This window comes from Psychrosphaera algicola (assembly GCF_028401425.1).
In the GTDB taxonomy this organism is placed as follows: Bacteria; Pseudomonadota; Gammaproteobacteria; order Enterobacterales; family Alteromonadaceae; genus Psychrosphaera; species Psychrosphaera algicola.
Map to the genome: position 1 here is coordinate 4,065,867 of NZ_JAQOMS010000002.1, position 20,451 is coordinate 4,086,317.

17 protein-coding genes and 7 pseudogenes are annotated in these 20,451 nt (G+C 41.8%); 15 read left to right on the forward strand and 9 right to left on the reverse strand.

Annotated elements, in window-relative coordinates:
• Positions 1–29: 29 nt before the first annotated feature.
• Positions 30–875, reverse strand: a complete 846-nt coding sequence (gene kduI / locus PN838_RS22330) for a 5-dehydro-4-deoxy-D-glucuronate isomerase (protein ID WP_272182019.1) — start codon at positions 873–875, stop codon at positions 30–32.
• A 46-nt stretch (positions 876–921) separates the two neighbouring features.
• A pseudogene (kduD, locus tag PN838_RS22335) lies at positions 922–1,691 on the reverse strand (2-dehydro-3-deoxy-D-gluconate 5-dehydrogenase KduD).
• 167 nt (positions 1,692–1,858) lie between these two features.
• On the opposite strand from kduD, the gene PN838_RS22340 reads away from it, so the two are divergent.
• The 11 genes and pseudogenes from PN838_RS22340 (at position 1,859) to PN838_RS22390 (ending at position 9,730) form a co-directional block, all read left to right on the forward strand.
• Positions 1,859–2,656: a tagaturonate reductase gene (locus PN838_RS22340; protein WP_272182020.1), complete on the forward strand. Its 798-nt coding sequence runs from the start codon at positions 1,859–1,861 to the stop codon at positions 2,654–2,656.
• Positions 2,635–3,315, forward strand: coding sequence for a mannitol dehydrogenase family protein (locus tag PN838_RS22345; RefSeq protein WP_272182021.1), 681 nt, complete (start codon positions 2,635–2,637; stop codon positions 3,313–3,315). The genes PN838_RS22340 and PN838_RS22345 overlap by 22 nt, the downstream gene beginning before the upstream one ends.
• Positions 3,316–3,359: 44 nt before the next feature.
• The gene (locus PN838_RS22350; protein ID WP_272182022.1) at positions 3,360–4,547 is read left to right on the forward strand and encodes a UxaA family hydrolase; all 1,188 of its coding nucleotides are present in this window, start codon (positions 3,360–3,362) and stop codon (positions 4,545–4,547) included.
• On the forward strand, positions 4,537–4,851 hold the full coding sequence (locus PN838_RS22355; protein ID WP_272182023.1) for a UxaA family hydrolase: 315 nt from the start codon (positions 4,537–4,539) through the stop codon (positions 4,849–4,851). The genes PN838_RS22350 and PN838_RS22355 overlap by 11 nt, the downstream gene beginning before the upstream one ends.
• Positions 4,851–5,036: a hypothetical protein gene (locus PN838_RS22360; protein ID WP_272182024.1), complete on the forward strand. Its 186-nt coding sequence runs from the start codon at positions 4,851–4,853 to the stop codon at positions 5,034–5,036. Before PN838_RS22355 ends, PN838_RS22360 begins: the two co-directional genes overlap by 1 nt.
• Positions 5,037–5,079: 43 nt before the next feature.
• On the forward strand, positions 5,080–5,670 hold the full coding sequence (locus PN838_RS22365) for a sugar kinase (protein ID WP_272182025.1): 591 nt from the start codon (positions 5,080–5,082) through the stop codon (positions 5,668–5,670).
• Positions 5,655–5,780, forward strand: coding sequence for a hypothetical protein (locus PN838_RS22370; protein WP_272182026.1), 126 nt, complete (start codon positions 5,655–5,657; stop codon positions 5,778–5,780). Before PN838_RS22365 ends, PN838_RS22370 begins: the two co-directional genes overlap by 16 nt.
• Before the next feature lie 11 nt (positions 5,781–5,791).
• Positions 5,792–6,871, forward strand: coding sequence for a pectinesterase family protein (locus tag PN838_RS22375; RefSeq protein WP_272182027.1), 1,080 nt, complete (start codon positions 5,792–5,794; stop codon positions 6,869–6,871).
• Between the two features lie 168 nt (positions 6,872–7,039).
• Positions 7,040–7,656 (forward strand): annotated as a pseudogene (gene eda, locus PN838_RS22380) (bifunctional 4-hydroxy-2-oxoglutarate aldolase/2-dehydro-3-deoxy-phosphogluconate aldolase).
• 13 nt (positions 7,657–7,669) lie between these two features.
• Positions 7,670–8,751, forward strand: a pseudogene (gene fbaA / locus PN838_RS22385) (class II fructose-bisphosphate aldolase).
• Positions 8,720–9,730, forward strand: a complete 1,011-nt coding sequence (locus tag PN838_RS22390) for a class 1 fructose-bisphosphatase (RefSeq protein ID WP_272182028.1) — start codon at positions 8,720–8,722, stop codon at positions 9,728–9,730. The pseudogene fbaA and the gene PN838_RS22390 overlap by 32 nt, the downstream one beginning before the upstream one ends.
• 161 nt (positions 9,731–9,891) lie before the next feature.
• Here PN838_RS22390 and PN838_RS22395 read toward each other — a convergent pair whose 3' ends face one another.
• The 7 genes and pseudogenes from PN838_RS22395 to PN838_RS22420 form a co-directional block, all read right to left on the reverse strand.
• On the reverse strand, positions 9,892–10,524 hold the full coding sequence (locus PN838_RS22395) for an RpiB/LacA/LacB family sugar-phosphate isomerase (protein WP_272182029.1): 633 nt from the start codon (positions 10,522–10,524) through the stop codon (positions 9,892–9,894).
• A 230-nt stretch (positions 10,525–10,754) separates the two neighbouring features.
• Positions 10,755–10,907, reverse strand: a pseudogene (locus PN838_RS26705) (molybdopterin molybdotransferase MoeA); the annotation flags it as partial.
• Complete coding sequence (moeA, locus tag PN838_RS22400; RefSeq protein WP_334313429.1) at positions 10,901–12,010, reverse strand: molybdopterin molybdotransferase MoeA; 1,110 nt, start codon at positions 12,008–12,010, stop codon at positions 10,901–10,903. The gene moeA and the pseudogene PN838_RS26705, both read right to left, overlap by 7 nt.
• Before the next feature lie 391 nt (positions 12,011–12,401).
• On the reverse strand, positions 12,402–13,205 hold the full coding sequence (locus tag PN838_RS22405) for a DUF1338 domain-containing protein (protein ID WP_272182030.1): 804 nt from the start codon (positions 13,203–13,205) through the stop codon (positions 12,402–12,404).
• A gap of 43 nt (positions 13,206–13,248) precedes the next feature.
• Positions 13,249–14,716: pseudogene (astD, locus tag PN838_RS22410) on the reverse strand (succinylglutamate-semialdehyde dehydrogenase).
• 32 nt (positions 14,717–14,748) lie between these two features.
• Positions 14,749–15,797, reverse strand: a pseudogene (astA, locus tag PN838_RS22415) (arginine N-succinyltransferase).
• A 29-nt stretch (positions 15,798–15,826) separates the two neighbouring features.
• Positions 15,827–17,034: pseudogene (locus PN838_RS22420) on the reverse strand (aspartate aminotransferase family protein).
• A 153-nt stretch (positions 17,035–17,187) separates the two neighbouring features.
• Between PN838_RS22420 and PN838_RS22425 the strand changes: the two are divergent.
• The 4 genes from PN838_RS22425 (at position 17,188) to PN838_RS22440 (ending at position 20,306) form a co-directional block, all read left to right on the forward strand.
• Positions 17,188–17,616, forward strand: a complete 429-nt coding sequence (locus tag PN838_RS22425; RefSeq protein WP_215965154.1) for an Lrp/AsnC family transcriptional regulator — start codon at positions 17,188–17,190, stop codon at positions 17,614–17,616.
• 166 nt (positions 17,617–17,782) lie between these two features.
• Complete coding sequence (locus PN838_RS22430) at positions 17,783–19,273, forward strand: ABC transporter substrate-binding protein (protein WP_272182031.1); 1,491 nt, start codon at positions 17,783–17,785, stop codon at positions 19,271–19,273.
• Positions 19,274–19,275: 2 nt separating this feature from the next.
• Positions 19,276–20,010: an ATP-binding protein gene (locus PN838_RS22435; RefSeq protein WP_272182690.1), complete on the forward strand. Its 735-nt coding sequence runs from the start codon at positions 19,276–19,278 to the stop codon at positions 20,008–20,010.
• Between the two features lie 41 nt (positions 20,011–20,051).
• The gene (locus PN838_RS22440; protein WP_272182032.1) at positions 20,052–20,306 is read left to right on the forward strand and encodes a hypothetical protein; all 255 of its coding nucleotides are present in this window, start codon (positions 20,052–20,054) and stop codon (positions 20,304–20,306) included.
• Positions 20,307–20,451: the final 145 nt, after the last annotated feature.

Consider the following 20,451-nt stretch of genomic DNA (forward strand, 5'->3'; position numbering starts at 1 on the left):
TTATTAGAATTCGCATGTTTTTACCTTGGTTATCTTAATGTGTCTGGGGCATGGAAATCCATGTCACTGTAATCGAGGTTTTCACCTGCCATACCCCAAATAAAACTGTAATTTTGAGTGCCGCAGCCTGAATGAATAGACCAAGGTGGAGAAATCACCGCCTGTTCGTTATGAACCCAGATGTGCCTTGTTTCGGTTGGCTCACCCATGAAGTGACAAATAGCCTGTTCTGGTTGTACTTCAAAATAGAAATACACTTCATTGCGTCTGTCATGTTGGTGCGCTGGCATCGTATTCCATACACTGCCTTCTTTTAAGCAGGTTATGCCCATTTGTAGCTGACAAGTTTCAACTACAGAGTTGATCATAGATTGATTAATGTCGCGCTCATTACTGGTTTTTAAACTGCCCATTTGGAGTTGTTTTCCACCACCAAATTCGACCTTTTTATTAGAGTAAGAATGATGGGCTGGTGCGGAGTTTAAATAAAATCGAGCAGGATTCGCGGCATCCGAACTTTGAAACGTAACGTGCCTATTACCACTGCCCAAATAAAGTGAGTCTTTGTAATTTAATTCAAAGGCTTCGCCATCGGCGGTTACCGTCCCTTTGCCGCCAACATTAATAATGCCCAGTTCGCGACGGGACAAGAAAAACTCCGCCTTCAGCGCATCTAATGTTGCTAACGTTAGTGTCTCGTTAACAGGCACTGCTCCACCCACCATAAAGCGTTCATAGTGAGTATAAATCCAATTGACGGTGTCGTTTTGCATTAAATTTGCGGCCAAAAAGGCATCACGTAATTGCGCGGTATCAAAACCTTTTACTTCATTTGGACCAATGGCATAACGGTTTTCAAATTTTGTTTGTGTCATGTCTAAACCTTTTCTGTTGCGTATTCGTATGTATAACGATGTTGATTTAGCGGGCCAACCAACCACCATCTACTGCGAGAATATGACCATTTACATAGTTACTGGCATCAGAGGATAAAAAGACCGCAGCCCCCACTAAATCTTCAGGGTTGCCCCAGCGGCCTGCAGGGATCCGATTCTCAATTTCTTTGTTACGTACCGGATCGTCCTGTATCGCTTGTGTATTGTCAGTTCTAAAATAACCCGGCGCTATTGCGTTGACCTGAATGTTGTTAATCCCCCACTCATTGGCTAACGCTTTTGTTAGCCCTGCAACCGCGTGTTTGCTGGCAGTGTAAGCAGGGACGGTAATACCACCTGAGTAAGATAACATTGACGCAATATTCACTATTTTACCAATCCCTTTTTCATCATAGCTGGGGCAAGTTCCTGGGCTAATAGAAAACTCGCATCTAAGTTGACGGCCATCACTTTATGCCATTCTGACAATGGATAATCGACAGCAGGGCTACGAAATATCGTGCCACCAACGTTAACTAAAATGTCGACGTTAGTCGCGTGTTCTAATGCCTGTTTTGCTAAACCTTTTACCGATTGGCTATCTGATAAATCGGCACTAATTTCATATGCTTGTTGGCCAGTTTGAATGATCTGGTTAACTGTTTCGGCACAACCACCTTGGCGACTGCTACTGCAAATAACGTTTGCACCATGCTGTGCAAGTCCTATTGCAATTTGCTGACCCAGTCCACGGCTTGCACCTGTGACGAGGGCGGTTTTACCTGCTAAGCTAAAAACGAATTGACCATCTGACACCTACATATTGTTCGTTAATAAAGGAGCAAGGTTTATAATGAGACATTGCTCTTAAAATTGATGAATTAGTATTCTTTGCTACCGGTGGCAAAATGTCAATTAAAAAGTTGCCACCGGTGGCAAAATATCGTAATGTTAGAAAAAATACGTAACAAATCGGACAAATAATGAAACAGTTAAATCGACAAAACCACGCTTCTAAGCGCTATCCAACCAAAATTATGCAGTTTGGCGAAGGCAATTTTTTAAGGGCTTTTATCGACTGGCAAATTAACCACTTAAACAAAGAAAGTGGGCTAAACGCTGGGATCAGCATTATTCGTCCAATCGATTACGATGCTTTGCCTCTTCTTAACACTCAAGATGGACTTTACACCACGCTTGTTCGCGGCATTGATGAGTCGGGTGAAGCCACCGAACAAGTTGATATTATTGAATGCGTAAATGAAGAAATTCCGGTTTATAAAGAATTCGATAAATATATGGCGCTGGCGGAATGTGAAACGTTAAACGTTATTTTTTCAAATACAACTGAAGCTGGTATCGAATTTATTGATACAGACAAGCTTGGCGATGCACCAGCAAAAGCATTCCCTGGAAAATTAACACAGTGGTTGTACAAACGATTTAATCACTTTAACGGTTCAGCCGATGCTGGCTTGATGATCATCCCATGTGAATTAATTGACTATAATGGTGAAAAACTAAAAGAAATTGTAATGCAATATTGTCAGTTATGGCAGTTAGACGAGCAGTTTATCGCCTGGATTAACGATTCTAACCATTTTTGCTCCACGTTGGTTGACCGAATTGTTACTGGCTTTCCACGCTCTGAACACGACGCACTACAGACAAAACTTGGTTATCTAGACAACTTTATGGTGACGTCTGAGTACTTTCACTTTTTCGTGATCCAAGGTCCAAAAGAGTTAGAAGATGTTTTGTGTTTAAAAACACCAGTCTGAACATCAAAGTGGTCGACGATATTTACCCGTACAAACAACGTAAAGTTGCTATTTTAAACGGGGCGCATACGGCACTAGTGCCACTTGCCTATATGGCAGGAATTGAAGCCGTTGGCGAAGCAATGGATGATAAGTTGTTTACCCAATATGTCGAAAAATTGATGTTTGACGAAATCATACCGACACTGAATTTACCTAAAGATGAATTGGTACAATTTGCTAACGACGTGATTAAACGTTTCCGCAATCCGTATATCCATCATTTGTTGCTGTCGATCTCTCTTAACAGTATGACCAAATTCCATACCCGAATTTTGCCGCAGTTACTGACATTTGTAGAAAAACATCAACAAGTACCGACTTTGATGGCTCAGGCGATTGCCGCACAGATATTAATGTATCGCGGGACGCGTGACGGTCAAGCAATTGAATTAAGCGACTCACCACAGTGGATGGCGTTATTTGCTGATGTTTGGCAACAACACTCCGAAGGGACGATGACAACGCAACAGGTGGTAGAAAGTGTCCTAGGTGCAAGTTGGCACTGGGAGCAAAACCTAAACGACGTGGAAGGGTTAACACTCGCTGTCACGTCAAGTTTAGCAGCATTTTTAAACAGCGGAGTCCGTGTAGAGCTAATGCGTACTCTGCAGGCGTAAGCCGGTTTTTAAACGTTTTAACACGTGATTTGGAAGTAGAACAAATGAAACATATTATCCGTTTGCACGCGACTGACACAGTCGCAATAGCGTTGGCCCCGTTGGTTAAGGGCCAAACGTATCATGATGGCGAGACATCAGTAACGCCAATTAGCGATATTGAAAAAGGCCACAAAGTTGCACTTATCGATATCGCCGTTGATGAAGCCGTTATTAAATATGGCGCACCAATAGGTCATGCAATATCACCAATAGCGGCAGGTCAGTGGGTTCACACGGATAATGTGAAAACAAATTTAAAAGATGAATTGGAATATCGATACCAGCCTGAAAACATCACCTCAAACTTTGCTGCTGACGACTCGCCAGAAGTGCAAATTTATCGTCGTGCCAATGGCGATGTCGCCATAAGAAATGAGCTATGGCTTATCCCTACCGTCGGCTGTGTTAATGGCATGACCGCCCAAATGGTGAAAGAATTTACCCGTCGGCACAAAGATTTGGCAATCGACGGGGTGTTTGCATTTCCACATCAATTTGGTTGTTCGCAACTCGGTGATGACTTAGAAACAACTCGGGTATTGCTGCAAAATATGGCAAAACACCCCAATTGCGGTGGCGCATTAGTCGTAGGCCTTGGCTGTGAAAACAATCAGGTTGTGGTTTTCGAAGATGGACTTGGTGATTATGACAAAGACCGGGTGAAATTTTTGGTTACCCAAATGGTGGAAGACGAAGTGGAAGCTGGCGTCGCAATGATGGAACAGATTTATCTTAAAATGCAGCACGATAAACGTGAAAAAGGACGTTTATCAGAAGTTAAATTTGGACTCGAATGTGGCGGCAGTGATGGGCTATCGGGCATCACAGCAAATCCATTGTTAGGTCAGTTTTCGGACTTTTTAATTACCCGCGGCGGCACAACCGTATTAACCGAAGTACCAGAAATGTTTGGTGCAGAAACCATTTTAATGTCGCGCTGCAAAGACGAAGAAACCTTCAATGACTTAGTTGGAATGGTGAATGGCTTTAAACGGTATTACAAAGATCACAATCAACCTATTTATGAAAACCCGTCACCGGGCAATAAAAATGGCGGTATAACCACGTTAGAAGATAAGTCTTTGGGTTGTACTCAAAAAGCGGGCTTAAGTCCGGTTCAAGCCGTTTTAAAATATGGCGAGATCATGACTCAACCAGGTTTAAACCTACTTGATGCCTATGAGCAATGATGCTATCGCAACGAGTGCTTTAGCAGCGAGTGGTTGTCATATGGTGTTGTTTACCACAGGTCGCGGCACACCTTATGGTGGTTGGGTTCCTACCTTAAAAATTGCAACAAACAGTGAAATGGCAACCAAAAAACGCCACTGGATTGACTTTGACGCCGGCCGCTTAGTTACCGATACCAGTATGGAAGATTTGTTAGCTGAATTTATCGACCTGTTAGTTAGAGCTTGTAATGGCGAGCAGGTGAAAAACGAACTTAATGAAATACGCGAAGTTGCTATTTGGAAGAAAGGAGTGACGCTGTAATGAGCGAGTTTAAACTTGCCATTGTCGGTGAATGTATGGCTGAAATATCCGGCCGTGCATTAGGTACAATGCAACAAAGTTTTGGCGGCGATACGCTCAATACCGCGTTATACCTAAAGACAATTTTACCAAATACTGGCTTAGTGAGTTATGTCACAGCAATGGGCGAAGATGGGTTAAGCTAAGGCGATTATTGGCCGCTGGCAAGATGTTGGCATCGATACCACTTTGGTATTGATTGACCCAAAGCGTCAAGTTGGTTTGTACATGATTGAAAACGACAACAGTGGCGAGCGTACATTCCAATATTGGCGTAACGACTCCGCTGCTCGGTATTTGATGCGACACAAAGACTTAACGGCCGTTTTCGAAAAGCTAAGTGAATATGACACGCTATTTTTGTCTGGGATATCTTTAGCGATATTGCCAGACAAAGACAAATTTCAACTCATAGATGCTCTTAAAGCATTAAAACAACAAGGTGCCAAAATAATTTTTGACGGCAATTACCGACCAAAGCTCTGGGCCGATAAACAAACCGCTCAAATGTTTTATAACCTCGTTTACCCTATTGCTGATTTGGCTTTAATTACCTTCGACGATGAGCAATTGTTATGGGGTGATGCCAATATTGAAGTTTGTCGTGAACGCCTATTAACCCATCAAATTCCACATTTAGTGTTAAAAGACGGTGCTAATGGCTGTTATCACACGCATAAACGAGAAACCCTACATATCCCGACAACGCCAATTGAAAATGTGATTGACACCACCGCAGCTGGAGATTCGTTTAATGCGGGTTTTTGGCTGGTTGGTTAACTAATAAACCTGTTGGGCGATGTGGTGAATTAGGCAATAAAGTGGCTGGCCAAGTCATTCAACAAAAAGGCGCAATAGTGCCACTTAATTTAACCCAACTTGCGTTATAAAGAGGTTGGTGATGAATAAAGTTATAGTGACAGTCACGTATCTTTTGCTGTTTAGTATTGGCTTATTTTCCTCACTTGCAGCGTCAACGCCTTATGGTTCTGAGCCATTATCTGGTGACACTGAATTGTTGATAGTGGGTAAGAACCAAGCTTATCAAAGTATTCAAAGCGCAATAGATGACAGTTCAAAAGCCCTTCAAACTGTGATCTTTATTGAAGATGGCATTTACAACGAACGGATTTTTATAACCCGAAATAAGATAGCTTTAGTTGGGCAGTCAGCAAAAAATACCATAATAAAAACCTCTGTTTTACGTTCAACGTGGCGCGAAACACACCCATCTGATTGGGGGGCGGCGACGGTCAATATAAACGCCTCTGACGTCACGTTAGTGAACTTATCGATTATTAATGAATATGGTTTAGTCACAGGTGATCATGAACATCAATTTGCGGTTCGAGGTTTTGAACTTAGCGACAGGATCATAACGCATAACTGCAATATTATCACCGGTGGAGCCGACACCTTGAGTCTGTGGAATAAACATGGTCAATATTATCACTCCCACTGTTATTTTGAAGGTCATGTGGATTTTGTCTGTCCGCGCGGAACGGCGCTTATTGAAAATTCAACATTTTATAATCAAAAACAAGCCGCCACGATTTGGCATGACGGAGAACTAGACCCCAATTACAAGCTTGTTGTGAGCGACAGTAAGTTTGACGGCATCCCTGGCTTTTGGTTAGCTCGACATCATTATGATGCCCAGTTTTATTTACTAAATTCGACGTTTTCAAAAAACATGGCAGACAAACCAATATTTAGAAAACGATATAACAACAAAAATAAAGAGCGTGCGAATCTCTATGGTCAACGTTACTTTTTTGAAAACAATACGTCTGACAATGACTATCCATGGCTAGAGTCAAACTTTAGAACCAGCGATGTATTAACAGAAGAACATCCGACATTGGCGTCATGGGTTTTTAATAATAAATGGCAGCCAAAGCAAAGTTTAGAAAGCTTGTCTGATTATTTAAAGCAACATCTTAAATCCCATGAGTTTGACAAGTTTAAGGTCAATCAATAACTAGGAAGCATTTGTTGATAGTTCTTTAGCTCGATGATTCTTCAGCTCAATCGCTCTGGGCTTTTCGACTCATCAATGATTACCGACCTGCCTAGATTGGCAAGTCAAACAGTGAAAGCTGAAACACAATCACACACACAAAACACACACAAAAAAACAGGTACACACATGAGATCATTTCGTTCATTAATGGCTGAGCAAGTGCTTTTGCCTATTATTCAAGCCGAAACAGTAGAACAAGGCGTCCAAGTAGCAAAAGCGATGCGCGCAGGCGGCATCCATCTGGTCGAGGTTGTTCTTCGCACAGAAGCGTCACTGCAAGCAATGATTGCAATAAAAAAGCGTTTCCAGACATGATTGTCGGGGCGGGAACCGTTGTTTGCACTGACTCACTAAAAAGAGCAATTAATGCTGGAGCAGACTTTATTGTGACGCCGGCGATTACACCGAGTTTAGGTGCTCAATTAGCTGAATGTGGTGTACCCGTGTTGCCCGGCGTGGCAAATGTAGCCGACATTCTCACTGCACGAGAGTTTGGCTTCAAAGAGCTTAAGTTGTTTCCCGCTTCGTTGGCCGGTGGCGCTAAATTTATCGCAGCGATGTCGGGATTGTTTTCAGACACTTATTTTTGCCCAACTGGTGGTGTTAACCAAGCTAACAAAGCTGACTACTTGTCGCTTGGCAATTGCTTTGCAGTGGGCGGAACTTGGGTTGCTGACACAAAGTGGGTTGTTGCAAATGAATGGCATAAAGTCACTCAAGCCTGCCAACAAGTTGGTGTCTAGAGGAGGTGATATTATGGCAAAAGAACACATACCCAACATTCCAGCAGGGGTAGTTTTTGGCAAAAACGTATCGCAATTATTTGCCGACGCAAAACAAAACCGATACGCCATCCCAGCCGTCAATGTGACCGGAACCAATTCGATAAATGCGACGTTAGAAACGGCAGCTAACGTAAGTTCGCCGGTAATCGTGCAACTCTCGCACGGCGGGGCGAGTTTTTTTGTGGCAAAGGGATTGGATTAGAAGGGCATCAACCTTCAATCATAGGTGCAATCGCCGCCGCCCATTATGTTCAGCAAGTTGCCCCGTTATATGGTGTACCTGTCATTTTGCATACCGACCATGCAGCTCGCAATTTATTGCCCTGGATAGATGGATTACTCGATGCAGGTGAACGACATTTTGAACAAACCGGCAAGCCGCTGTTTAGCTCACACATGATCGATTTATCTGAAGAATCACTCGAAGACAATATCGACACTTGCCAACGATATTTAAAACGCATGAGCGCAATCGGTATGACGCTAGAAATTGAACTCGGTTGTACCGGCGGTGAGGAAGACGGCGTTGATAACTCATCGTTAGATGTTTCTGATTTATACACGCAACCGCAAGATGTGGCCTACGCCTATAAAAAACTCAGTGCAATATCGGACAACTTTATTATTGCCGCGTCATTTGGCAATGTGCATGGAGTTTATAAACCCGGTAACGTTAAGCTCACGCCTAAAATTCTTCGCGACTCACAATCCTTTGTAGAACATGAATACAACTTAGCACACAACCCGCTCAATTTTGTATTCCATGGTGGCTCAGGATCTGAGCCGGAGTTAATTGCTGAGTCGATTGAGTATGGCGTAGTGAAAATGAATATTGATACAGATACTCAATGGGCGGCTTGGATGGGTATTCTCAATTATTATCAGCAATATGAAGAATATTTACAAAGCCAAATTGGCAACCCTGATGGGGATGATAAACCGAATAAAAAATACTACGATCCTAGGCAATGGTTACGCCGCGTTGAGCAAAGTATGACAACTCGACTTGAGCAAAGCTTTGTTGACCTTAATTGTCTCAATAGGTGGCAATAAACATGGAAAGACTGATCCCTACATTAAAAAAGACGGAGTTGAACTCGACCTTATTTTACTTATCCGCACGATATTAGCGGCAACCAAAGAAATTGCATTTCGCGTGAGCCAAGGCGAATTATCTGGCGTATTAGGTTCGACCTTGGATGAAAATATTCAAGGTGAGGTACAGAAAAAGCTCGATGTATTGGCAAACCAATTATTAAAGGACATGTTAAGCGACGATGATTCAGTGCGGTCAATTGCGTCGGAAGAAGAAGAATTTGTAGTGCCTGTTCATTCGACCGCTCCTTATATTGTCGCCTTTGACCCATTAGATGGGTCGTCAAATATCGATATAAATGGTCAAATAGGCACCATATTTACCATCTATAGGGCGAGGGATGATGTTGCGGCAAACAGTCCAGAGCAATTTGCGCAATTAGGCACTGAACAGGTTTGTGCGGGCTATGTTTTGTATGGCCCTTCAACCTATCTGATGATGACAACGGGAGGCCCGACAAGAGGTTATACGCTGGATCTAACCCATGGTGGATACTTACTTACGGTGCCAGAAGTGACGTTGTCGCAAGATAGCATGGAGTTTTCCGCAAACATGGCTAACTACCGTTATTGGCAGGAAGGTGTGCAACACTACTTTGACCAAGTTTTGTATTCGTCAGAAGACTATAAAGACGTGACTATGAGGTACAACGGCGCCATGGTCGGAGACATTAACCGAATTTTGATAAAAGGTGGTGTTTTTCATTATCCAAGCGATGCCCGTGCTGGCAATGAGAACGGAAAGATCCGTTTATTATATGAAGCAAACCCGCTTGCAATGTTAATTGAAAAAGCTGGCGGTAAAGCAACGGCCCACGGTAAACGGATAATGGCATTACCACCGACAAGCTTGCATCAGCGAGTCCCTGTCGTGATGGGGTCAAATAACCTTGTTGATGAATTTGATAAAGCCATTTTTAGTAATTCAAATGTTTAACTGAGCAAAAAAAGGAGAGGAATTACCTAAGTAATTTTCTCTCCTTAAAGGATTAGCCATTGAGTTATGTCATAACAAATGCAGACTTGAAGGTCGGCAATACCACAACAAAAACACCAACAACATCATCAGGGTATCGTTACATGTAAACTTGCTGGTAGTTACAGTCTCGCTTGAACAAATTGCGCTATTTGCTCATCTTTACAGTTTTCAAAGAAACACGCTTGGAAACGAGGTCCGCCAATCGCTTGTTTAATTAGCTCAGGGTCAATGGCTTCTAGTGCATCAAGGTAATCTTTTGCAACGGCAGATTTAAGCTGAGACAAAATTCCAGCATTGGCCACTTGAGACTCTTTCCGCTCAGCAGGGTAACCTTGACCTTTTTCGCCAGAAAACGCTTTTTCAAAAATGTATTTAATATTAAGTTCAGCACCCCATCCAAATCCTTTAGCAAAAGGCAGGGCAAGGGCATTGCCGTTATTAATTTGGGCAAAAAGATACGCATCTGAAGGGTCAATGCAATATCCACACGCCACACCTGTAAATGCGTTTGTTGCCATTAGGGCACCTTGACCTGTACCACAACCGGTCACGACAAAGTCTACGGCTTTACTGTTTAACAATAAGCTGGCAATGATACCAAGGTGAATGTAAGTCAATCTGTGGTCGTTATCGCCGTCCATACCAACGTTAAATACTTGATGGTTTTGTAGTTGTGCGACTTCTTCAAGTTGCGTTAGTACTATAGGGTTCTTTGCCGCTTGGCTAAATTCATTCATTAAAGCGATTTTCATAGAGGGCTCCAATCTGATAATTAAAATTATGGCCGGATTTTAACGTAAACTTAACTCAATTGCCACCGGTGGCATTAAGTTTTTTTGATCAAATTAAGCGCAGTTTATAGACATAATTTTCAGCAATTAATGTTTAGTTATCTTTAGCGAAAAACCGGCATTGAATGCCGATTTAAGCCAGTGATTTGACTTAGTGCTTAGTTGGTAATGTCGCTAAACTTATTTTTTAGCTAGGCGAGTAGGGAATTAAACATCCTGATCTTCACCTGTGCACCAGCTTCGATTCGGCCGTCATTTTGAGTTAGCAAAATGTAGCAATTAGCATTACACATAGACGATAAAATACCGGAACCCTGTGAATTTAGCGCCGTGACTTCTAGTTGACCTTGTTGATTAACTGACGCGACTCCGCGTTGGAAGTCAGCTCGGCTAGGGCGTTTTTTAGCGCCGTAAGTGTGGTTGCGGTGAGCTCCATATTAGGGGTTGGCAAGGCCCCCATCATTTTGATAATGGTCGGCGCAACTAGGATATCAAAGGTGACGGTGGCGGAAACGGGGTTGCCCGGTAAGCCAAAAAATACGCTGTTTGGTAACAGGCCAAAGGCAAATGGTTTACCTGGTTTCATTGCGACTTTCCAAAAGTTGATGTCGCCAATTTCAGATAAAACATCTTTGGTAAAATCCGCGTCGCCAACGGATACGCCACCCGAGCTAATAATAGCGTCGGCGTCCTGATCGGCCTTGATAAAGGCATTTTTAATCGCCTCAACATTGTCAGGAATAACACCAAGGTCAATAACGTCGACATTTAAACGTTTGAGCATGGCTTTTATGGTTTGTCTATTTGAGTCGTATATATCGCCGACATTCAACGTTTCGCCAAGTAATTTGAGTTCATCACCAGTGGAAAATACCGCAACGGTTAACGGTTGAAAAACAGTCACGTTGGCAATTCCGAGTGAGGCCATCATACCAATGTCGACACTGCGAATTTTATGGCGGGCAGAAAATAGCGTTTCGCCGGTTTTAATGTCTTCGCCACAAAAGCGAATGTTGCCGTGTAAAACAGGTACTTTTGAAAGCGTTATAACATCATCTTGGCGAACGACATTTTCCTGCATAACGACTGCATTACACTCAGTAGGTACCGGCGCGCCCGTCATTATTCGGATGCATTCGCCTTTATTTATCCGCCCGGTATAAGGTTTTCCCGCCATTGCTGCACCCACAACTACTAAGTTTATGTTGCTGGAATGTTTTGGTTTGTCAGAGCTTAAGTCAACTAAGTTTACCGCATATCCATCCATTGCGGAGTTGTTTACCGGAGGGACATTAACGGTGGCAACAACATCTTCACTTAATATTCTGCCGTCGCTGTCATCAATATTGATTTTAATAGTTGAGGTTACCGACTGAACTGCGGATTGTAATTTAGCTAAGGCATCATTAACGGGGAGCAAACTTGGCGCGCTGCAACTGTCTAACATTGGATTTCCATTTTGGGCAAAGGTCGAATATGGCAGAGCCAAATATTTGAACTTGGCTCACAATTTAACGTATTGTCTGGCTTTATGTGCAAATGCGCAAATGGATTTTGTTTCTAGCGAATGCCAATCCAGTTAACAGCCAAATTTTTTGACGTTTATTAGGCTCAAGATAAATTGTTTTCTTTGCCTGAAATGCATTTTTGTGGAATAGGTTTAGGCTTTTAAGAAAACCAATTAAAAAAGCCATTTAATAAACAACTGCTTGAATAAAAAGGGCTGTCCTAAAAAAGGCTGCTTGAAAAAGAGGGGAACAAAAAATAAGGCTTCGAACAACAAAACACGATGCCATAAGTTAAATCGGACTTTACAAGGTAAAGTCCGTTTAATCATTCTAGCGTGCGTTTGTACTTTCAAATATTTTGTCAGCAGAAGCTGCAACAAAACCGGTATAAAGTTTACCGTTTGGCATTTCATATCGCAGTGCAAATTCGTAGAAACAACTCGGAATGGTTTTGTTACCGTCGGTAAATTCAACAGTAGCGTCATCCGCAAGCGTGGCTGATTGTTCCAATAACACCTCAGCAGAACCTTTTATTTCACCACCCGTTGTATTCAGTGGGAAACCAGCGGCCTTCAATTTGTCGTTGACCGATTCAAGAGTATCGAAGTCCTTTAGGGTATTTACGTTCACCGTAAAGTGATTTGCACGGTAACCCCAAGCAGCGGTCCAAGCAGCATATTCACTTTCTTCTAACAGCATATCGTAAGTTGTAGAATCTAGCTCCCAATGGCGGCCCGAATATAAGAAGTTATCGGCGGTGACAGCTGACGCATCAATGTTATCTACAAGCGTTTTTATCACTTGTTGCAAAGGCGTTGAGAACTTTTCTACGAGCAGTTCAGAGATGAATACTTTTGGTTGGTTTGGATCTGAGTGTTCAAAGTGCTTAGCGTATAAACATTTTGCGTCGAAATGGTATTCACCGCATTCTTTATAGCCTACAGCTTCAAAGTGTGCCGCGAGTTTATCTAAACCAACTTTAGGTAGGTTAAACGTACGTAACGCAATATGGTCATTAACAATGTCGTCTTGCTGTGTTGAACCAAGTAATTGATGAATTTTATTGGCTGAAGGTGTAACGGTTAGGTAGTTCTGCCACAAATTGTCAAAGAGTTCGTTCACGTTGTTATGCATGTGTGTGTCCTTAAATCCGGAAATATTAATTAGCTAAATTAGGTTAAATAGATAAGCCTGACGACAAGGTTGCCGGTAAACTCACTTCTGTTGCTTCTACCGATGCGACTGGGTAGGCACAGTAGTCAGCAGCGTAGTAAGCACTCGCTCTGTGGTTGCCACTGGCACCTATACCACCAAATGGCGCTGCACTTGACGCACCTGTGGTCGGTTTATTCCAATTTACAATACCAGCTCGAATGTGTTTGAAAAACAGATCGTAATCATCTTGCGAATCACCAATAAAACCGGCTGACAATCCAAACGACGTATTATTCGCTTCATTAATGGCTTGGTCAAATTGAGTATAACGATAGACTTTTAAAAGTGGTCCAAAGTGTTCTACATCTGGCAGTGGATTGGCATGTGTAACGTCGATGATCCCCGGGGTTACAAAGCCGGTATCCGTATTTGTGTGCTGCAATTCAACTAATACTTTACCACCAAGTTCAACAATTTTCTGCTGGGCAATTGCCATCCCTGCAGCGGCTTGTTTTGAAATCATTGAACCAAAAAAGGTTGATGTTCGGCGAATGGGTCGTCAATTTTGATGTTATTTGTAGCGTCAATTAGCTTGGCTAAAATCGCATCGCCATTGGCACTTTTTTCAACAAACAATCTGCGAGCACAGGTACAGCGCTGTCCCGTCGTAACAAATGCCGATTGAATAATGTCATGAACGGCAGCGTCGATGTTTTTCACATCTTTAACGATAAGCGGGTTATTGCCACCCATTTCCAATGCCAAAATTTTACCTAGGTTGCCCGCAAACTGCTCGTGTAACAAATGTCCAGTGGCTGAGCTGCCGGTAAAAAACAAGCCGTCGATACCGATATGAGACGCCAAAGCCTTTCCGGTTTCGACCTTGCCCTGCACAAGATTTAGTACACCTGCAGGTAGCCCCGCTTGTTGCCACAGGCGAACGGTTTCTTCGGCAACTAACGGTGTTAAGTCCGATGGCTTAAATACTACGGTATTGCCGGCAATAAGCGCTGGCACAATATGTCCATTTGGTAGGTGGCTCAGAAATTATAAGGACCAAAAATCGCTACGACACCATGTGGTTTGTGACGTAATTTTGCGGTTGCCCCCGGAATGTCATTGGTCACTGAACCCGTACGTTCATTGTAGGCCTTGACCGAAATGGCAATTTTACCCACCATTGCACCGATTTCAGTTTTACTTTCCCACAGTGCTTTACCCGTTTCCTGAGCAATAATTGCAGCGAGGTGATCGGTATTCTCTTTTAACAATTCAGCGAAGCGGGTAATGATAGAAATACGTGCGTCGAAGGTCATATCTGACCAATCTAAAAATGCATGGCGTGCCGACTTAACAGCGACATCAATTAAGTCTGCACATGCTGAAGCACCTTGCCATATGCGAATATCATTGGCGGGGTTAATCGAATTGAAAATAGGGCCGGTGCCCGCTTGCCACTCACCATTAATGTATTGAATTGCTTCTGTCATTGTATTTCCTAACTTCATTGTGATGGGGTTATTTACAGCACCAAAATACGTAAAGAGTCACCTTGTTGCACGGCCAACGCGTCAGCCATCGTTTGTGAAATCAATACCAGTGTATGGTCAGCTTCGGTATGTAAAATTATTTGCTGGGTAAACGTGGCTCTAAATTGCTCAACATGAAGGTTACTAAGTCCGTAAGTTTTTGCATTTGGATCAATATTGGTTGGGAGTTGATCGTCTGCACAAATAGTGACGGTGGCCAAAAAGCTGTTTTTTACCGATTTAATCTGCGGTAATTTAGCTTCAACGGTGGGGCCTGCGTCAAACAAGTCCACGTAGCCTCTAGGTTCAAACCCTTCTTTTGTTAACAAACCTAAAGCGGGTTTGGTTTTGTCATGAACTCGACCAATAACTGCCTGCGCTTCAGGGCTTAACATACTTGAGTAGATTGGGTGTTTGGGCATCAGCTCAGAAATAAATCCCTTGTTTCCTAAGCCAATTAAATGATCAGCCATAGAAAAATCGATACCAAAAAAGTGTTCTTGTAACCATTGCCAAAACGGTGAATTACCCTGTTCGTCAGACACGCCACGCATCTCAGCAATAATAGTGTTAGAAAAACGCTCAGTGTGATCCGCCATAAACATAAACCGCACTTTTGATAATAATCGTCCGGCACGGGTTTTACGGTAAGCTTGCTCTAAAAACAGTGTGCATATTTCAGTTGCACCGGTGTAATCGTTACATACGGCTAACGTATCTAAGCTTTTATAGATACCAAGTTGTTTAGAGTGGTGAACAATTTTACTCTGACGGTAGTGGTACAGGGGCACACTTAAGCCAACAGAGGCTTCGATGCCCGTTGTTCCAACAATTTTTCCAGTCTCGGTATCTTCGAGAACAAACAAATAACTTTCTTCTGCACGTTGGGTAAAAGGGGCGTTAATGCTATTTACCGCCCGTTCTATTTTTTCCATCAGACGCGCATCGTCAACTGGTAATGAGGTAAACCCATAACCTGAATTGATGGCAATTTGCTTCAGGCCATCAAAGTCAGTTTTTGAATTGGTCGAACAATTAACATATGAGTTACCTATTTTCGCGATATACGTATTAGCTATTTACTATGTTTGCAACAGCTTGCTCAAATCGTTCTAGTCCTAATTGAATATCTTCAAGTTCGATGACTAACGACGGCGTAAAACGGATCACATTTGGTCCTGCAATTAAGCACATCATTCCGTTGTCAGCGGCCGCCATCAAAAACTCTTTTGCTCGGCCTTGGTATTTTTCGTTCAGTGCCGCGCCAAGCAATAACCCTTTGCCACGAATTTCGCTAAAAATATCAAATTTGGCATTTATCGCGTTTAGGCCTTCACGAATAACGTGTTCTCGTTGTGAAACACCATCTAATACGGCTTTTGTGTTAACAGTATCAAGTGCTGCTTCAGCTACTGCACAGGCTAGGGCATTACCACCGTAGGTTGAACCATGTGTGCCAATTTTGAGGTGTTTTGCAATCTCAGTGGTGGTCAACATCGCAGCGATTGGGAATCCACCACCTAATGCTTTTGCCGTTGTCAAAATATCAGGTGTCACACCTAAATCTTGATACGCATATAAGTGACCTGTGCGGCCTACACCGGTTTGCACTTCATCAAAGATCATTAACGCATTGTGTTTGTCACACAGTGCACGAACACCTTTAATAAATTCTTGTGTTGGTGAAATGACACCACCTTCACCTTGCAATGGTTCTAACATTACAGCACATGTCTTGTCTGAAATTAGTGCTTCTAGAGAAGCTAAATTGTTGTACTCAGCGTGTGAAATACCACCTATGGTTTTGGCCCAAACCCGTCAGAATAAGCCGCTTGACCACCAACAGTAACAGTGAAAAATGTACGACCATGGAAGGCTTTATCAAACGCGATGATTTGATCTTTTTCTGCACCGTAGTTATCTAAGGCAAAACGACGTGCTAATTTTAATGCGGCCTCATTTGCTTCGGCGCCAGAATTGGCGAAATAGACTTTTTCGGCAAAAGTCGCTGCACATAGTTTTGAGGCTAAACGAAGAGCGGGTTCGTTAGTCATCACATTAGACAGATGCCAAATTTTTTCACTTTGTGTTTGCAGCGCATTTACCAAATTAGGATGACAATGACCTAAACAACTCACCGCGATACCACCGGCAAAATCGACATATTCTTTGCCATTTTGGTCCCATACACGAGAACCTTTGCCTGATACTGGAATTATGGCCGCTGGGGCATAATTTGGGACCATAACCTGGTCGAATAAATCTCTTGAAACCTTCATGTAATTCCCCTTGAACCAAGGCTGTATAGCCGTTGTTTGTTATTCAGTCTTATTGATATTTGTCTATTATGTGGATTAGTGATGTTAAAATGCAGCGTCAAATGGTTAAATGTGATCATTATTTTAGTCAAATTAACGGGTTTAGTTGTCAAAATGCTAAGTGAACAAGAGAGAAAGCTATTATTACTGCTGCGTGAAAACGCTAGAATGAGTGTGTCTGACTTGGCAAGGGCATTAAATTTGTCTCGCACAACTGTGCAAAATAGGATCACTAAGCTAGAAGAAACAGGGGTGATAAAAGGGTATTCCGTCGAATATGGTAGCGACTTTTTATCAGACCAAGTTATGGCCCACGTGCATATCAAAGTAAAACAACAATTGACTACTAAAACGTACATTGCTTTAAAGCAGTTTTCTATGGTTGCTGAGTTATACGCGATAAGCGGTGAATACGACTTAATCGCTGTCGTACAAGCAGAGTCGCTAAGTCAGTTAAATCAAACCTTGGACAATATTGGTAATCTCAGTGGCATTGAGCGCACTAACTCTTCCGTTATTTTAGAGACTAAATTTAAGCGTTAGTGTGACCAGACTGTCATCGAATTAAAATGTGTTAAATCATTAATTTTTAACTAAGCTTATGTAAATTGGTAGTTTACGCCACGTAAATGTGGCTAATTCACTTTGAGTCGAGATGAGTTAATGAAGTTTTTTCTATCCTCGTAGTTTTGATTTTTGCGCCCCTTTGGTGGCTAAAGAAAAAGTAACATTACAACTAAAATGGTTTCATCAATTTCAGTTTGCTGGTTATTACGCAGCACTTGAGCAAGGCTATTACGATGAAGTTGGATTGGATGTTGAAATACGAGAACGAGACCGAAATACGTCACCGATAGATGATGTTATTAAGGGTAAAGCAAACTATGGAATATCAGACTCGAGCATTGTTGTTCAGCGTATGGCAGGCAAACCTGTAGTCATTGCATCCACTATTTTTCAAGCAAGCCCGTTAATATTTATGTCATTGGCTGATAAAGGCATTACAAGCCCTTACGATCTGGCCGGTAAACGCATTATGTTTCAACGAAGTGTTGATGACGCGCCTCTTCTTGCTCTTTTAAAAATGTTTGGGATCCAAGCAACTGATTATCAATTTGTTAAACACAATTTTAACGATGAATCTCTCATTAATGGCACCACAGATGTTATGTCTGGTTATCGGTCAAATCAACCGGTTAAATACAAAGAGCTTGGCCATGAAATTAATATAATAGACCCGAGCAGCTACGGTGTAGATTTTTATGGTGATCTTATATTCACTACAGAAGACGAAGTTAAAAACCACAAAGGTAGAGTGAAAAAATTTGTTTCAGCGTCAAGGTTGGGATGGATATATGCGCTGGAACATCAAGAGGAAATTGCAGATTTAATTATTAACAAATATGGTTCTAAAACGGCAAAACCACTATTACTTCAAGAAGCAAATGAAACTGCAAACTTGGTTAAACATAAATTTGTAGAGTTAGGCACGGCATTCCCAAACCGATTTAACAGTATCGCTGAAACCTATAAAGATTTAGGCATGGTTGGCAAAAGCAGTACGATAGATGGCTTGTTTTTATCCGAATATGAATTTTCTTCGTTTAAAGTTGATAATCGCTATTTATATCTTTTGATCTCAATTTTGATAGCGGTGCTTGCGTATTCTTATCATCAAAAGACGTTTAACAGACGACTTAAACGATTGGTAGAAGAGCAAACGATTGAGCTTGAGCAGAACAATAATAAATTGCAGGAAAATTTAACCTTATTGGAATATAGCAATCGTGAACTGGCGCTAGCAAAGCAAGCAGCAGATAAGGCGAGTAGTGCTAAGTCGTTGTTTTTAGCAAACATGAGCCACGAAATAAGAACACCGATGAACGGCATTTTAGGTACCTTACAATTACTCAAGCAACAACCTCAAAATGATGAAAGTAGCCAACTACTCAGTGATGCGTCATTGTCATCCAGAGCATTGCTAACCATCATTAATGACATTTTGGATTTCTCTAAAATTGAGGCTGGCAAATTAAGTATTGAAAATGTGCCATTTGATTTAAATGCCATTTTACAAAGTGTTGAAAGCTCCCTTAAACCAGATATTGAAGAAAAAGGTTTACAGTTTAATATCGAGAAAAAGACAGTTACCTTCGCTATTGGTCGGGAGATTCAGTTCGAGTTAAGCAGATATTACTAAATATTGTTTCCAATGCGGTCAAATTTACTGAACAAGGCGCAGTAAATATTACATTGGCTAAGTCGGTCCAAAATTATTTAGAAATTAAAATATCCGATTCGGGTATTGGAATGTCTGACCAACATCTACATAATTTATTTAGTCGCTTTGAGCAAGCAGACAAATCGACCACTCGAAAATTTGGTGGTACCGGTTTAGGGATGGCCATTACCAAGAGTTTGGTTGACATTATGAATGGCACAATAGATGTTAAAAGTGAGTTAGGGAAGGGGACCGTATTTACTATTTTATTGCCACTTAAACATGTTGAACAACATGAGATAGGTGCAAAACATGAACCCAAACTAACCTTGCCTAAGCTAGAAAAGCTCACTGCAATTCTTGCTGAAGATAACAAAATAAATCAGACCATATTCTTGTCCATGATGAAAGGCACTGGGATCCAAATACGCGTTGCAAATAATGGTCAAGAAGCCGTTGATTTGGTCGCTGACAGTGTTCCTGATGTGATTTTTATGGATATTCAAATGCCGATAATGGATGGTATGGAGGCGTGTACAATCATTAAAAAGTCACACCCAGAAATTAAAGTTATTGCTGTAACTGCTAACGTTATGGATGAAGATATCGAAATGTATTTCGCGGGGGACTTTGATTACTATTTAGCAAAACCTATCGAACTTTCTCAGTTATACCAAGTATGTAATGAATTAAATAATGAGCTTGATGTTAGATAAGTTGGCAATAATATTTAAGTTAAACTTACGGGACTTAAATTATGAAAACTCCTAAAAATGTAGGACTGAACGATACTTTTATTACGTTAGTCCAAGTCGCAAAAGAAGATCCCACGGTTCAAGCAACGCTGGTGAGAATATTGTCATTACAACCAGAGCTTAGGCAGACTGCGATAAAACAGCTTGTTGGCCAACTTGAAGCAAGTCAAGCTCCAAAAGAATTTGTCGTTGCATTGGCATATTTACAAGACGATGACATTGCTAATGCACTTTTTGTCGAGCTTTCAAAAATCTGACAGATCCTAAACGAGAAGTTGATTAAACTCGCAGTCGTTGTTGACTGATATACCTCACTTGCTCAACTGTTAAACATTCACCGTTAGCTTATGTAGCACTTAATGTATTTTTGGACGTTAAGCATGTTGTTTTTCTGTCGCTTGA